Source organism: Paraburkholderia sp. BR13444 (assembly GCF_040948755.1).
GTDB lineage: Bacteria > Pseudomonadota > Gammaproteobacteria > Burkholderiales > Burkholderiaceae > Paraburkholderia > Paraburkholderia youngii.
In genome coordinates, this window is sequence record NZ_JBFPKM010000003.1 from 694,684 (window position 1) to 709,028 (window position 14,345).

Annotated in this window: 12 protein-coding genes; 1 reads left to right on the plus strand and 11 read right to left on the minus strand. The window is 63.0% G+C overall.

The window, feature by feature from the left end; genetic code table 11:
* Positions 1–53: 53 nt before the first annotated feature.
* The 5 genes from AB3X95_RS12220 to AB3X95_RS12240 form a co-directional block, all read right to left on the minus strand.
* On the minus strand, positions 54–2,459 hold the full coding sequence (locus AB3X95_RS12220; RefSeq protein WP_368621443.1) for a glycoside hydrolase family 3 N-terminal domain-containing protein: 2,406 nt from the start codon (positions 2,457–2,459) through the stop codon (positions 54–56).
* A gap of 282 nt (positions 2,460–2,741) precedes the next feature.
* Entirely contained in the window at positions 2,742–3,872 is a 1,131-nt protein-coding gene (locus tag AB3X95_RS12225; protein ID WP_368621444.1) for an ABC transporter ATP-binding protein, read from the minus strand.
* A 69-nt stretch (positions 3,873–3,941) separates the two neighbouring features.
* The gene (locus AB3X95_RS12230) at positions 3,942–4,772 is read right to left on the minus strand and encodes a carbohydrate ABC transporter permease (RefSeq protein ID WP_176111587.1); all 831 of its coding nucleotides are present in this window, start codon (positions 4,770–4,772) and stop codon (positions 3,942–3,944) included.
* 3 nt (positions 4,773–4,775) lie between these two features.
* The gene (locus AB3X95_RS12235; protein ID WP_309234953.1) at positions 4,776–5,693 is read right to left on the minus strand and encodes a sugar ABC transporter permease; all 918 of its coding nucleotides are present in this window, start codon (positions 5,691–5,693) and stop codon (positions 4,776–4,778) included.
* Between the two features lie 60 nt (positions 5,694–5,753).
* Positions 5,754–6,986, minus strand: coding sequence for an extracellular solute-binding protein (locus AB3X95_RS12240; RefSeq protein ID WP_255214937.1), 1,233 nt, complete (start codon positions 6,984–6,986; stop codon positions 5,754–5,756).
* A 335-nt stretch (positions 6,987–7,321) separates the two neighbouring features.
* Between AB3X95_RS12240 and AB3X95_RS12245 the strand changes: the two genes are divergently transcribed.
* Positions 7,322–8,371, plus strand: a complete 1,050-nt coding sequence (locus tag AB3X95_RS12245) for a LacI family DNA-binding transcriptional regulator (protein ID WP_176111585.1) — start codon at positions 7,322–7,324, stop codon at positions 8,369–8,371.
* Here AB3X95_RS12245 and AB3X95_RS12250 read toward each other — a convergent pair.
* The 6 genes from AB3X95_RS12250 to AB3X95_RS12275 all read right to left on the minus strand — a co-directional run bounded on the left by AB3X95_RS12250 (position 8,350) and on the right by AB3X95_RS12275 (position 14,220).
* Positions 8,350–8,739, minus strand: a complete 390-nt coding sequence (locus tag AB3X95_RS12250) for a type II toxin-antitoxin system VapC family toxin (protein ID WP_176121543.1) — start codon at positions 8,737–8,739, stop codon at positions 8,350–8,352. The genes AB3X95_RS12245 and AB3X95_RS12250 overlap by 22 nt on opposite strands.
* Positions 8,739–8,969 carry a type II toxin-antitoxin system Phd/YefM family antitoxin gene (locus AB3X95_RS12255; RefSeq protein WP_176121542.1) on the minus strand — a complete coding sequence of 77 codons (231 nt, stop codon included), beginning with the start codon at positions 8,967–8,969 and terminating at the stop codon, positions 8,739–8,741. Before AB3X95_RS12255 ends, AB3X95_RS12250 begins: the two co-directional genes overlap by 1 nt.
* A 747-nt stretch (positions 8,970–9,716) precedes the next feature.
* Positions 9,717–10,847 carry an ABC transporter ATP-binding protein gene (locus tag AB3X95_RS12260; RefSeq protein WP_176121541.1) on the minus strand — a complete coding sequence of 377 codons (1,131 nt, stop codon included), beginning with the start codon at positions 10,845–10,847 and terminating at the stop codon, positions 9,717–9,719.
* A 115-nt stretch (positions 10,848–10,962) separates the two neighbouring features.
* Entirely contained in the window at positions 10,963–12,300 is a 1,338-nt protein-coding gene (locus tag AB3X95_RS12265) for a GH1 family beta-glucosidase (protein WP_176365347.1), read from the minus strand.
* Positions 12,301–12,358: 58 nt separating this feature from the next.
* On the minus strand, positions 12,359–13,189 hold the full coding sequence (locus AB3X95_RS12270) for a carbohydrate ABC transporter permease (protein ID WP_368621445.1): 831 nt from the start codon (positions 13,187–13,189) through the stop codon (positions 12,359–12,361).
* Positions 13,186–14,220 carry a carbohydrate ABC transporter permease gene (locus AB3X95_RS12275; RefSeq protein ID WP_176121538.1) on the minus strand — a complete coding sequence of 345 codons (1,035 nt, stop codon included), beginning with the start codon at positions 14,218–14,220 and terminating at the stop codon, positions 13,186–13,188. Before AB3X95_RS12275 ends, AB3X95_RS12270 begins: the two co-directional genes overlap by 4 nt.
* Positions 14,221–14,345: the final 125 nt, after the last annotated feature.

Consider the following 14,345-nt stretch of genomic DNA (forward strand, 5'->3'; position numbering starts at 1 on the left):
TTGTAACGAGTAGGACCACACACGGGGCGGCACTCGCCGCCCCGACCCGCCGCTTAGGCCGCGATCTCGACTTCGCTCAGCATGCGCCAGTTGCGTTCGAGCGTTCTGGTCGCGGCGCCCGCGACCGCGACCGTGCCGCTCAGATGAATGTCGCGGCTCGAACTGCCGACGAGCAGATCGAAATCGCCGGGCTCGACGATACGCTCGCCGCGCGCGTCGGTGAAGTTAAGCATATCGACCGGCAGCTTCACGCGCACACGCGCCGAGGCACCGGCCGCGAGCGGCACGCGCGCAAACGCTTTCAGCTCGCGCACCGGCCGCGCGACCGACGCGTGACGGTCACGCACGTAGATCTGCACGATCTCGGTGCCGTCGCGCGCACCGATGTTGTCGAGCGTGAAGCTCAGCTCGATCGTCCCGTCTTCGATCGGCACTTCGCTGTGCGCGAGCGCGAGATCGCCGTAACGGAACTGCGTGTAGCCGAGACCGAAGCCGAACGGATAGCGGCAACCGAAATGGTATGCAATCGGCGTTCCAGCGCTTTTCAGACGATGGTTATACACGTACGGCACGGCGCCCGCGCTCTTCGGCACCGACAGCGGCAGACGGCCGCTGAAGTTGGCGCGGCCCACCAGCAGATCGGCCAGCGCTTCGGCGCCGCGCTCGCCCGGCGCGAACGCCATGATCTGCGCGGCAATGCGATCTTCGAGGCCGCCGAGATTGTACGGGCGGCCGCCCGTCATCACGACGACCGTCGGCGTGCCGCTGTCGACCACCGCCTGCAGCAACGCCTGCTGCACGCCCGGCAGGTCGAGGCTGTCGGTATCGGACCCTTCGCCGACCGTGCCGGACTGGAACAGGCCCGCCAGATCGCCGACGAACACCAGCGCGACGCCCGCTTGCCGCGCGGCCTCGACCGCTGCCGCGATGCCGTCGGTGTCCTTGCTGATCAGTTCGTCGCAATGCGCGTCGCCGGTCAGATCGAGCGACACGTCGCCCGGGAACACCGGCGCGCCCGCGCGGCGTTCCTTGATGATGTCGCAGCCCTGCGCGTGAATCACGCGCTCGTTGCCGAGCAACGCGCGCAGCGAACGCAGCGGCGTCGCGATCGAAGCAGTGGACTGCTCGCCGCTGTTGATCAGATGCACCGGGAAGCTATAGCCGGCGAGGAGCGCGAGCGGATCGTCGGCGGTCGGGCCGATCACCGCGATTTTGTCGGCGCCGTTCGCGTCGAGCGGCAGCACGTTGCCCTGATTGCGCAGCAGCACCGCCGATTCGAGCGCGACCTGATACGCGGTATCGCCCGCGGCCGCGCTCTTCACGTCGACGCGTTCGGGATCGACATACGGATTCTCGAACAGGCCGAGCTGGAATTTCACGCGCAGCACGCGCGTGACGGCGGTGTCGATCGTCGCTTCGGTGATCTCGTTGCGCTCGAGCGCCTCCTTCAGATGCACCGCGCACTCGTGGCCCGGCAGTTCGACGTCGAGGCCTGAGTTGAACGCGAGGGCCGCGGCTGAAGCGCTGTCGCGCGCCACCGCGTGATGGCTGTAAAGCAGGTCCACGCCCGCGTAATCCGCGACGACGAGACCGTCGAAACCCCACTTCTCGCGCAGCGTGTCGTGCAGCAGCGCGCGATCGCCATGGCAGGGCACGCCATCGACGTCGTGATACGCGGGCATCACCGAGCCCGCGTTCGCGAGCTTCACGGCCATTTCGAACGGCAGCATGAACACGTCGTTGAGCTCGCGCGGACCGACATGCACCGGCGCATGATTGCGGCCGCCTTCGCTCGCCGAATGACCGACGAAATGCTTGAGCGTCGCGAGCAAATCGCGCTGTTCGCCTTGCAGGCCTTTCACGTAATGGCACGCGAGCACGCCGACCAGATACGGGTCTTCGCCGAGCGTCTCCTCGGTGCGGCCCCAGCGCGGATCGCGCGACACGTCGAGCACCGGCGCGAGCCCCTGGTGACAGCCGATCGAACGCGCCTGCTCGCCGATGATCGTGCCGACTTCGCCGACCAGTCGCGGATTCCACGTCGCTGCATAGTTCAACGGCGACGGGAACAGCGTCGCGTCCTTGATCATGAGGCCGACGAGGCACTCCTCGTGCGCCATCACCGGAATGCCGAGGCGCGTGTCTTCGACCATCTTGCGCTGCAGTTCGTTGAGCGCGCGCACGCCTTCCTTCGGATCGACCGTATGCGTGCCGAGCGGACGCGTGATCTGGCCGAGGCCATATTGCAAGATTTCGTCGACCGTGATCTGGTTGGCACTCTGCGCGAAATCGATGCTACGCGCCTTGTGATTGCCATCGGCCGACAGCACCAGCCACGCGGCATGAAGCTGCGCAATCTTTTCGTCGAGTGTCATGCGCGCGAGCAGATCGGCCACGCGCTCTTCCACGGCTGCGGCGGGACTGCGGTAGAGCGGCATCTCGCTTTGGCGAAGCAACATCGAAAACTCCTTTTATTTATCCTGGTGTACGAAGCGCATGAAGCGCCGACAAATCCGTAGTTCCTGACAAGCGTGCGGCAGGGCGTTGCTTCGGCCCGGAGCCATCCGGTTCCATTTCAGATAACTTTCCGTACTTCGCAGTCCTGCTAATCGACCGAACGCGGCCGCGACTCTAGATTCGCGGTGTTTGATCGGCTGCGGGGTCGTTCGGTGCGACTAGCGACGCGGTTCAGTGGGACCGCGCTTGCCTGCTTCGCGCAGCAAAGCGCGGTCACAAGCGGATCAGTGCAGACGCGGCAGCGCGAAATCCTTGTCGTCGAATACGTGGCACGCGTGCGGTGCGAACGCCAACTCGACGCGTTCGTCGTGGTTCACGCCACCGTCGCCGGGCAGTTTGGCGATCATCGTGTTGCCGTCTCGCACGCCACCGTCCACGTGCACGTAGCTGTGCTCGCCCATCCGCTCGACCAGACGCACGGCGCAGCGAATCGACTGCACGCCGGGCTGCGCCGACGGCAGGGCGAGATGCTCCGGCCGGATGCCGAGCGTGACCTTCGAGCCGACGCGCTGCCTGCGGCCGTCGACCTCGGCGCGCACGCGCTCGCCCGTGGTCAGTTCGACCTGAATGCCCTTTTCGTCGACCGCGAGGACCGTGGCCGGCATGAAGTTCATCTTCGGCGAACCGATGAAGCCCGCGACGAAGCGGCTCTTCGGCCGGTGATACAGATCGAGCGGCGCGCCGATCTGCGCGATGCTGCCGTGTTTTTCCATGTCCGCGCCGGCGTGCAGCAGCACGATCTTGTCGGCGAGCGCCATTGCTTCGATCTGGTCGTGCGTGACGTACACCGCGCTCGCACGGTTGAACTCGCGATGCAAACGGGCGATTTCAGTACGCGTTTGCACGCGCAGCGCGGCGTCGAGATTCGACAGTGGCTCGTCGAACAGGAACACGCCCGGCTCGCGCACGATCGCGCGGCCGATCGCCACGCGCTGGCGCTGGCCGCCGGACAGCGCAGCGGGGCGGCGCTCGAGATAGCTGTCGAGTTGCAGTGCGGCAGCGGCGCTGCGCACTTTCTTGTCGATGATGGCCTTGTCGACTTTCGCCTGACGCAGACCGAACGCCATGTTCTCGTACACGCTCATATGCGGATACAGCGCGTAGTTCTGGAACACCATCGCTACCTGGCGCTTCGCGGGTTCGACGTTGTTCATCAGTTCACCGTCGATGCGCAGTTCGCCGTCGGTGATCGATTCGAGGCCGGCAATCATGCGCAGCAGCGTGGACTTGCCGCAGCCGGACGGCCCGAGGAACACGCAGAATTCATCCTTGCCGACTTCGAGGTTGGCGTCGCGGATCACCGAGTTACCGCTCGTATAGGACTTCTGTACGTTAGTGAGAGAGATGCTTGCCATGTCGTTTTTGCGAAGTTCGGTGTGCGGGCCACTGCGGCCCACACGATTCGAGGTGGTGTGCGATGCGGATCAGCCCTTGAGCGAGCCAGCCATCATCCCCTTGATCACGCGCTCCTGACCGAACGCGTAGGCAACGATCAGCGGCAACGAGGTGAGCACGAGGACGGACAGCATCGAAGGAATGTTCGACGCGTATTGCCCCATGAAATCCCAGATCGCGAGCGGCAGCGTACGGTGCTCGGCCGTCGACGTGAGCATGTACGCGAAGATGAACTCGTTCCACAGGCCAATGCCGTTGAAGATCGTCACAGTGGCGAGCCCCGGTGCCGAAAGCGGAAAGAAAATCCGCCAGAAGATGCGAAACGGACTGCAGCCGTCGAGCTGCGCCGCTTCTTCGAGCTCGCGCGGAATCTGGCGCATGAATTCGGTCAGGATGAAGATCGACACCGGCAGACTGAGCGCCACATACGGGCCGAGCAGCGCGAACGCGGTGTCGTAGAGGCCGAGGTTGCGCGTGAGCAGATAGATCGGCACGAGCGTCGCATGCAGCGGCACGATCATGCCGGCGACCACCAGTCCGAACAGCGTCTTGTTCAGCGAGAAGCGCAAGCGCGCAAACACGTAGGCCGCCATCGCACTGATGATGACGATCAGCAGCACCGACACGCCCACCGTGAACACGCTGTTACGGAAATAAGTGAAGAACGGCCCCTGCAGCACAGCCGCGTAATTGCCCCAGTACAGGTGGCTCGGGGGCGCCCACACGGACGTCGCGAAAGTCTCCTCCTGGCTCTTCAGGCTCGACGCGACCATGAAGAGAAACGGAATCGTCGTGACGGCCAGCCAGATCAATGCCAGCAGAGGAATCCCGACGCGGGGGAAGCGTAGTTTCTTGTTCATGGTTCAGACCTCGGTTGCATAACGGCGGGTGAAGTACATCGACACCGCCGCCACCGTGATGACGATAAGGAACATCGCCGAGCCGATGGTGCTGCCGTAGCCGAGTTGGAACGAACTAAACACCGTGCGATACATGTAGGTGGCCATCACCTCGGACGAGCCTTCGGGGCCGCCGCCGGTCATGACGAAGACGAGATCGAAGTAACGCAGCGAGCCGAGCACGGACAGCAGCACCGCCGTGCGCACCGTGCCTTGCAGGTGCGGCAGCTTGATGCGCCAGAAAATGGTCCACTCGGATGCGCCGTCGAGCAGCGCGGCCTCGTTGACTTCCGCCGGCATCGACGAGAGCCCGGCGAGGAACAGAATCATGTAGAAAGGCGCGTTCTGCCAGATGATCACGGCAATCGTCGCGCCCAGCGAAAAATGCGGGTCGCCCAGCCAGTCCTTCGCGAGGCCATCGAGCCCGAATGCCTGCAGCGCGACGTTGACCGGACCGAAATTCGGATCGTAGATTTGCTTGAACAGCACGCCGATCGCCACGCTCGACATCAACAGAGGAAGGAAATAGAGAACCTTCAGCAAGCGCGAGCCACGGCCGGCCTTTTCCAGCAGCACGGCGAGCGCGAGCGCGATCGGAAGCTGGATGACGATCGATGCGACAGCAAGAATCACGTTGTTCTTCAGCGATTGCCAGAACACCGTGTCGTGCGCGAGCCGCTCCCAGTTCGCGAGCCCGATATAACGGGCAGTGTTGCCGAGGCCGTTCCAGTCGAGCAGCGACAGCCGCAGGCTGGAGACGAGCGGATAAAGCAGGAACACGGCCAGCAGCAGCAGCGACGGCGCAAGAAACACGACCGTGACTAACGTTTGCGACGAGAATCTCAGCCGGCGTTCGGGAGTAGCGGTAATTGCAATATTCACGGGCTTGTATGCCGACCGGCACCTCGCGGTGCCGGTCGGACTTTTCTTTAAGACTAGGGATCAACCGCCCTTCTTCGAAGCGGCTTCCATTTGCTGCGCAGCAGCTTCAGGCGTCACCGACAGGCCGAACAGCGCCTGCGTCGTGTCCTTGTGCATTTCACCGAGAGCCGGCGGCAGTGCCTGGTCGTACCAGAGCTGCACGCTCGGAGCCGCCGCAAGCAGTTTCTGCAGACGCTGCGTGAACGGATCGTCGATCTTGACGTTATTGACCGGCGGGAGCTTGTGGTCATCCGATGCGCGAGCCTGCATCGCCTGTTCGTCGGTCAATGCCTGGATCAGCTTGAACGCTGCTTCCGGCGTCTTGCACTCGGCCGAGATGCTGAGGAAGCCATCGCCCACCGTGCCGATCAGGTCACGCGGATCGCCCTTGCCACCCGGCACGCTCGGGAACGGGAAGAAGTCGAGATCCTTCGAGAACGTCGGATTTTCGTTGGCGATCGTCGAAGCTTCCCAGGCGCCCATCAGCTCCATGGCAGCCTTGCCGGTGTACAGCAGACGGCGCGAAGCGCCCGAGTCGTAATCAAGACCGTTGATGCCCGGTGCGAACGCGCCAGCCTTCACCAGTTCCTGAATGCGCTTGCCGGCTTCGACGAAGGCCGGATCTTCGAAGCCCTTGCCCTTGCCTTCGATCGCATCCTTCACGACTTGCGGACCACCGATACGGTCGACGAGGTACATGTAGTACATCGATCCGGTCCACTTGTTCTTGTTCGCGAGCGAGAACGCCGCAACGTTGTGCTGCTTCAGCACGTCGACGACGTGCATCAGTTCATCCCACGTCTTCGGCGGCGTGATGCCGTACTTCTTGAAAACTTCCTTGTTGTAAAAGATCACCGCGGCCGCTGCGTTTTCGGCAGCAACACCGTAGGTCTTGCCGTCGAATGTAGTGACATCCCACGACGATTGCATGAAGCGGTTGCGATACGCCGGGTCCTTGGTCAGGTACGGCGTCAGGTCGGCGATCTGGCCGGACTTCACGTACTCGTGCAGGCCGCCGCCGCCCCAGTTCTCGAACACGCACGGCGGCTGGTTCGCGCCGAAAGCGACCTTCAGCTTCGTCTTGTACGCTTCGTTCAGCACGTGCGAATTCTCGACCTTGTAGCCCGGAACCGCCTTTTCGAATCGATCCGACGCGTCGCGAATGATCTTGCTCGACGACGCATTGGTCTGCTGGTCCCATACCGTGATCGTCTTGGAGTCCGCCGCTAGGGCGTTCGAAACAACTGCAGACAACGAAAACAGCAGCGCCGTCGCGCCGACAATGGACCGCGCTTTAAACAACGCCGGGTACGCCATGTGTGTGTCCCCTCTTCTGGATTTTTAAGAAACCGCCGAAACGTTAACGTTAGCCTTAACGTTAGTGAATGTTAGGCCGATGCACGAAGTAACGCTATGCGGGATTTTACCTGGTCTCGGCGGGCTGCGACGCAACACTTGTATAAGATTGATTGATTGCGCGAAAGCCGAAATATATAGGGTTCTGCTAGAATAGCGACTACATAAACGGTATCGCTAACGCGATTAGCGAGTCGACCCATCCAATGACCTCTCGCACAGCTCCGACCCGCATGGCAAGACAAACCCCCACACTTGAGCACGTCGCCAAGCTTGCCGGGGTGTCCCAGATGACCGCATCGCGCGCTCTGAACGGCCGTCCTGGCGTGTCGCGCGAAACCCGTGACGAAGTACTGAGAATCGCGTCGGACATCGGTTACGTCGTCAACCGCACCGCGCAGAAACTGTCGGGTGGCCGCAATGGCATCATCGGCATCATCACGCCGACGCTCGACACGCAATTCTCCAGCGAACTGATTCTCGGCGCGGGCCGCGCGGCGCGTGGCGCGGGCTGCGAGATGCTGGTCTACACGGTGTTCGACGAAGATCGTCATACGCATCACGACCTGCTCGGACTGATCCAGCAATTCTCCGACGGCATCCTCGCGATTCTTCCGCGCGAGTCGCTGTGCCTCGAGGCGCTCGCCACCGCGAAGGTGCCGGTCGTCGTCGTCGATCAGCGCGGCACGCTGACGGGCTTCCCGTCGGTGTCGGTCGACAACTACGGCGGCGCCTGTCTCGCGGTCGAACACCTGGCGGAGCTCGGTCACAAGCGCATCGCGTTTCTGGCGGGCGACGAAACGATCGAAGGTGTGCGCGACCGGCAACGCGGCTATCACGACACGCTGGCTCGTCTCGGCCTGCCGCGTGAAGACTCGCTGGTCGCCGCGGGCGACCTGTCGCAAATGATGGCGTTCGACGTCACGTTCGATCTGCTGAACCTCGCCGAGCCCCCCACCGCGATCTTCACGGCCAACGACCAGAGCGCGTTCGGCGTAATCGCCGCAATTCGCGAAGCCGGCCTGCGCGTGCCGGACGACATCTCGGTGATCGGCTTCGACGACATCCCGATGTCCGAGCAGTTCCACCCGGCGCTCACCACGATCCGTCAACCGTTCCAGCAAATGGCGCGCTCGGCGGTCAACACGCTGCTCGCGCAAATCGCCGGGATCGACGCCGCTTCGCAGCGCATCACGCTGCCGGCGGAACTGGTGGTGCGCGATTCCACCGGCCCTGTCCGCACCAAGCAGCGCCGCGGTCGTCACCAGATCGTTTCGACGTAAGTCGCCGCGCGCACCTTCGCATCCGAAGTCACGAGCGCGCCGCCATGCGTGCGCGCGGTCGCGACGATCAGGCGTTGATGCAAGCTGAGCGAAGGCGGCAGCGTGGCCGCGCGAAACGCGATCTCGGTGTCGACCGGAATCATCCGCACGCCGTCTAGCGACAGAAACGTCGACATCCAGCTGCGCGCGTCCATCGACAGCCCGAGACTGCCGACCTTCACGAACTCCGCGATTTCGAACGCGCTGATCGCCGAGATCAGGATCTCGCCGCCGGCGAGTTCCCGATCGATCGCATCGTGCGCGGCCTGGCTCAGCGCTTTTTGCCTGCCGAGCCAGCACACGAGCGCAAGCGTGTCGAGCGTAATCATTACTTTTCCTGCTCGGCCGTGACCGGTTGCAACGCATGCTTCAGATTGAAATGCGTAATCGACGCGCGCAGCAGCTCGAGCGGATTTTCCTGTTTGCTGCGATACGGCCGAATTTCGATGGTGGGTTGCCCGCGGTCGGTGACGACCACAGTTTCGCCCAATGCCTCGACCTGACGGAACAGCTCGCAGGCCCGGGACTTGAAGATGGCTTTAGATACTCGCTTTTCCATGACGCTCTCCACCCAGCAAAATTCCAACGGTTATTTTTTGTGTCGGGCCGGCGCGCCCGCATGCGAACGCCCGCGATGCGCGGCCCGACATTCTTTATCAACCTTGCTCTCAGGCACTTCTTCCCAACCTACTGCCAGGAGCTCCCTCGAACTCCCGTCCAACTCGCGGCGACGATTGCCGTAACCGCGCGACGCGTCTCGGGTTTCAATGTCTGCTCCGCGTTTTAGCTCTTCGAATAGATGTAAACGGCCGGAACGTTACCCTTAACGTTAGCGGATGTTAATGGCCCCTACTCGCCGCCGCCATGCGGAGTTAACCTAAGTTCGGAACCACTATCCGGAACCACCCGACCCGACCCTCAAAGCCAAGCCCAGCAAGGATGAAGCTCCGTGCAAAGCATAGACAGCAAAACGTAATATTTAATGCAAACCAACTAACGACATCCCTGCTTGTGCGTCACTCTTCGTCGTCCGATGCAGGTGGTCTCGATGAAGGCTCCGCATCGAAATGTACGATCCACGCATGCAGCGATTCGCGCGGCTTCTTCAACCTTCCTCGCTGCTGCGGCGCTCGTTCGATAGCCGATTGCCCGCGGTCCGCGGCAGCCGCCGTTTCACCAGGCGTCTGTGCATACCGCTGCCCGGACGGGCCGCTAGCCGCGGCCTCGCCATCGTCCTTCGCTACATTTTTCTCCATCGCGCTATCCGCCATCGGTGTGCTGGTGCTCGCTCGTCGGCATCGGCCTGTCAAACGACCGCGCCTACGTCCTCGCCGACTTTGGGTCGCGACAGACCCACCGCGGCGCCGTCCGCATCGAACAGCGTGACCGACGACGACGCCACCTTGATCCCGACGCGGGCGCCGACCGCATGCTGCGCGTCCTTCTTGTCGAGCTTCAGCGTGATCGCGTGCGCCATGCCATCGAGTCGCGCATGCAGCAGCGACACGTCGCCGAGATGCTCGACCAGTTCGACACGCGCGGCGAGACCGTCGTCGAGCGAGCCGATGTCCAGATGCTCGGCGCGCACTCCGAGCGTCAGCTCGCCGCTCAGCGACTGCGCCGACCGGCCGGGCAGCACGATGCGCTGGCTCGCGCCGGCGAGCGCCACGACGGTTTGCGTATCGCTTTGCGACACCAGCGTCGCGGCCAGCATGTTCATCTGCGGCGAGCCGATGAAGCCGCCGACGAAGCGGTTCGCCGGTCGCTCATACAGTTCGAGCGGCGCACCGGTCTGCTCGATATGGCCTTTGTTGAACACGACGATCTGCTGGCCGAGCGTCATCGCCTCGACCTGATCGTGCGTGACGTAGATCATCGTCGTGCCGAGTTCGCGATGCAGCTTCGCGAGTTCGATACGCATCTGCACGCGCAGCGCCGCATCGAGATTCGACAGCGGTTCGTCGAACAGGAACACGCGCGGCTTGCGCACGATCGCCCGTCCGATCGCGACGCGCTGGCGCTGGCCGCCCGACAGCGCCTTCGGTTTGCGCTCGAGCAGATGCGTGATCTGCAGGATCTCGGCGGCACGGCCCACCGCCTCGCGCACTTCGTTTTTCGACTTGCCCGACAGCTTCAGCGAAAAGCCCATGTTTTCCGCGACCGTCATGTGCGGGTAGAGCGCGTAGCTCTGGAACACCATCGAGATACCGCGGTCCGTAGGCTGCAGATCGTTGACGCGTACGCCGTCGATCAGAATGTCGCCGCCCGTTATCGACTCGAGCCCCGCGATCATGCGCAGCATCGTCGACTTGCCGCAGCCCGACGGTCCCACGAAGACCGTGAACTGGCCGTCCGGGATATGCAGATCGATGCCCTGAATCACCTGCGGTCCTTCGCCATACGTCTTCGAGACGTTGCGCAACACGAGTTCGCCCATTTGATGCCTCCTCCTCCTCAGTCCTTGTACTTGCAGACCCCGCGTGACGCTATCCCACTGCCCCACTACTGTCGCGCCACGCGAGGTTCGGTGCGCCCGCCGCCGGGCGTGCGCGTCAGCGCACGGCTGCGACGCCGGCGTGTTGCGCAATCACGTCGCGATACCACAACGCGCTGTCCTTCAGCGTGCGCTCCTGGCTCGCATAGTCGACGTAGACCATGCCGAAGCGCTTGTCGTAACCCGACGCCCATTCGAAGTTGTCCATCAGGCTCCACGCGAAATAGCCGGCCACGTCGACGCCCTGTTTCACCGCGTCCGACAACGCGGCCAGATGCAGGTCATAGAAGCGCACGCGCTCGGCGTCATGCACGCGGCCGTTAGCCAGCACGTCCTTCGCCGCGCAGCCGTTCTCGGTGATGTAGATCGGCGGCAGCTTGTAGTCGGCGTTGATGCGCGTCAGCAACTCGGTGAGGCCTTGCGGATAGACTTCCCAATCCATGTCCGTGAAGCCGAGCACGCCCGGCGGACGCTTCTCGCCCGATGCACTCGCGAAGATGCGCGTGTAGTAGTTGATGCCGAGGAAGTCCATCGGCGTGCCGATCACATCGAAATCGCCGCTCAGGATCGCCTCTTGCGGACCGTTCGCGCCGTACCATTCCAGCGCCTCGGCCGGATACTCGCCCTTGAACAGCGGGTCCATGTACCAGCGCACGAACTTCGCGTATTCGAGCGACGCGGCGGCCTGGTCTTCAGGCGAATCCGTCGCGCCGTGCGCCGGCGACTGATTCAGCACGATGCCGAGCGGCGCCTTCACGCCATCGGCGCGCAACGCCTGCACTGCGAGACCGTGCGACAGCAGCAGATGGTGCGCGACGTGCGCGGCTTTCTTCAGATCGGCGTTGCCCGGCGCGAAATAGCCGGTCGCGTTGCCGAGCCATGCGGTGCACCACGGCTCGTTGTGCGTCGCGATCGATGCAACGCGGTCGCCGAGCACGCTGCCGATCTTGCGCGCATAGTCCGCGAAGCGATAGGCGGTGTCGCGGCTTTCCCAGCCGTTTTGCGTATGCTGCAGCGACAACGGCAGGTCCCAGTGATAAAGCGTCGCGAACGGCTGGATGTCGCGCTCGAGCAAACCGTCGACGAGGCGCTCGTAGAACGCGAGACCCTTTTCGTTGAATGCGCCGCGGCCGGTCGGCTGCACGCGCGGCCACGCGATCGAAAAGCGATAAGCATTGACGCCGAGTTCAGCCAGCAGATCGAGGTCTTCCTCGAGGAGGTGATAGTGATCGCATGCGACATCGCCATTCTCGCCGTTCACGACCTTGCCCGGCACGTGGCAGAACGCGTCCCAGATCGACGGGCCACGGCCGTCCTCATGCGCTGCGCCTTCGATCTGGTAGGAACTGGTGGCCACGCCCCAGACGAAGTCTTCGTTGAATCGATACGTCGACATAAATGTTGTTGTCCCGAATGGTCATGCCCGCCAGGGCGTGAAGATGAAAGGAAAAATCTCAGGCCTTGACCGCGCCGGTCGTCAGACCGTCGATCAAACGGCGCGAGGTAAACGCAAACAGCACGAGCAACGGCAGCACCGCGACCGCGGAACCCGCCATCACCGCGCCCCAATCCGAATTGGTCGGACTTTGCAGAATGCGCAGCGCGAGCGGCAGCGTGTACATCGACGGCGAACGCAGCACGACCAGCGCCGACAGAAAGTTGTTCCACGCCTGAATGAAGCTGATCAGCCCGAGCGTGCCCAGCGCCGGTCCCAGCAGCGGCATCACGATGCTCCAGTAGATGCGCAATTCACCGCAGCCATCGATGCGCGCCGCCTCGATCAGCTCGGATGGGATCGCCGATGCGACGTACTGGCGCATCAGGAACACGCCGAGCGCGGCGGCAGCGCCTGGCACATACAGCGCGCGCGGCTGATCGATCCAGCCGAGCAGGTTCATCGTCATGAAGGTCGGAATCATGCTGAGGAACGGTGGCACCAGCATCGCGGTCAGCGCGATCGCGAACAGCGTCTTCTTGAAGCGGAACTCGTACATCGCGAACGCGTAGCCGGCCATCGACGTGACCAGCAGCGTCAGCACGGTTTGCATCGCGGCCGTATAGAAGCTCCAGCCGAGATTGCGCCAGAACGGAATGTGCCGGATCAGCGAGGCCATGTTGTCGAGAAACGCGCTGCCGAACCACAGCGGGGGCGGCATCGAGAAAATCTCGGAGCTGGTGTGCGTCGCGAACACGAACATGAAGTAGAACGGCGAGAACATCAGCAGCGCGCCGGCCACCACGATCGCATAGCCGATATAGCGGCCCTTGTTGTTCGACGATTTCATCGCTGTGTCTCCTCGTTCATGCCGCTGCGGTGAAAGATCCGCGTGTTCAACCACATCAACGCACCGATCGAGATGAACAGCAGCCATGCGATCGAACTCGCGGTGCCGAAATCACCGTCGTGGAATGCGGTGCGATACATATAGACGGCCGTCGTCAGGCCGGACTGGCTGGTACCCATGCCTTCGTTCGGCAGCAAGATGAACGGCTCTTCGAACAGTTGCAGCCCGCCGATGATCGACAGCGTGACCGCGAAGAAAATCATCGGCTTGATCAGCGGAATCGTGATGCGGGTGAACTGTTGCCAGCCGTTCGCGCCGTCGATGCGTGCGGCCTCGTACAGGTCTTTCGGAATGGTTTGCAGCGCCGACAGATACAGCACCGTGTTCCAGCCGACATAGCGCCAGAAGATCACCACCGACACCGCCGGCTTGACGTTCTTCGGGTTATATAGCCACTCGATCGGATGCGCGGGTACGATCCAGTGCAGGCCGGGCAGCTTGCCGAGCTCGGCGATCGCGAGATTGATCATGCCGAAGTCGGTCGAATACAGCGACGAGAAGATCAGTGCGATCGCAACGCTCGACGTGATGAACGGCAGGAAGTACAGGCCGACCATCAGGTTGCGCCAGCGGCGAAACGCGGTTTGCAGAAAGAACGCCAGCGGCAGCGCCACCAGATGCTGCGGCACGCCGGACATGATCGCCATCGACGCGGTGTTGTACAGCGACTTCCAGTACCACGGGTCGGTCAGCGTGAACGTGAAGTTCGACAGACCCACCCACTTCATGCTCGCGAGCCCTGCCGTCGCGTCCCAGCTCTGGAACGACAGGTACAGCGAAAACAGCAGCGGGAACGCCATGAACAGCGCGAACAGCAGGAAAAACGGGCCGAGAAACAGGTAGGGTGCGACCTTCACCGGATCGAGCCGCGAAGTTTTGCGCGGCGCGGCGAACGGCGTGGGCGAGCTCAGCACATCGCTCACGCGTGCATCGCGGGCGACCTCTTCGGTCGTGGGCAGCGGAGTGTTCATCAATAGTTCCGTCCAGTCGGGCGTGGGATGGGTCGATGACCGGCCACGCTGTTTGCAGCAGACTTGCAGCGCACTGCGAGACACTTCGGCCGCGGCACGCAGCGTGCCGCGACCTTGCATCAATA

Excerpts from the sequence above, each read along its gene's own strand:
- AB3X95_RS12230 (WP_176111587.1), bottom strand. The coding sequence starts at position 4,772 with ATGAACAAGAAACTACGCTTCCCCCGCGTCGGGATTCCTCTGCTGGCA.
- AB3X95_RS12245 (WP_176111585.1), top strand. The coding sequence starts at position 7,322 with ATGGCAAGACAAACCCCCACACTTGAGCACGTCGCCAAGCTTGCCGGG.
- AB3X95_RS12265 (WP_176365347.1), bottom strand. The coding sequence starts at position 12,300 with ATGTCGACGTATCGATTCAACGAAGACTTCGTCTGGGGCGTGGCCACC.
- AB3X95_RS12275 (WP_176121538.1), bottom strand. The coding sequence starts at position 14,220 with ATGAACACTCCGCTGCCCACGACCGAAGAGGTCGCCCGCGATGCACGC.
- AB3X95_RS12255 (WP_176121542.1), bottom strand. The coding sequence starts at position 8,969 with ATGGAAAAGCGAGTATCTAAAGCCATCTTCAAGTCCCGGGCCTGCGAG.
- AB3X95_RS12260 (WP_176121541.1), bottom strand. The coding sequence starts at position 10,847 with ATGGGCGAACTCGTGTTGCGCAACGTCTCGAAGACGTATGGCGAAGGA.
- AB3X95_RS12220 (WP_368621443.1), bottom strand. The coding sequence starts at position 2,459 with ATGTTGCTTCGCCAAAGCGAGATGCCGCTCTACCGCAGTCCCGCCGCA.
- AB3X95_RS12270 (WP_368621445.1), bottom strand. The coding sequence starts at position 13,189 with ATGAAATCGTCGAACAACAAGGGCCGCTATATCGGCTATGCGATCGTG.
- AB3X95_RS12225 (WP_368621444.1), bottom strand. The coding sequence starts at position 3,872 with ATGGCAAGCATCTCTCTCACTAACGTACAGAAGTCCTATACGAGCGGT.
- AB3X95_RS12250 (WP_176121543.1), bottom strand. The coding sequence starts at position 8,739 with ATGATTACGCTCGACACGCTTGCGCTCGTGTGCTGGCTCGGCAGGCAA.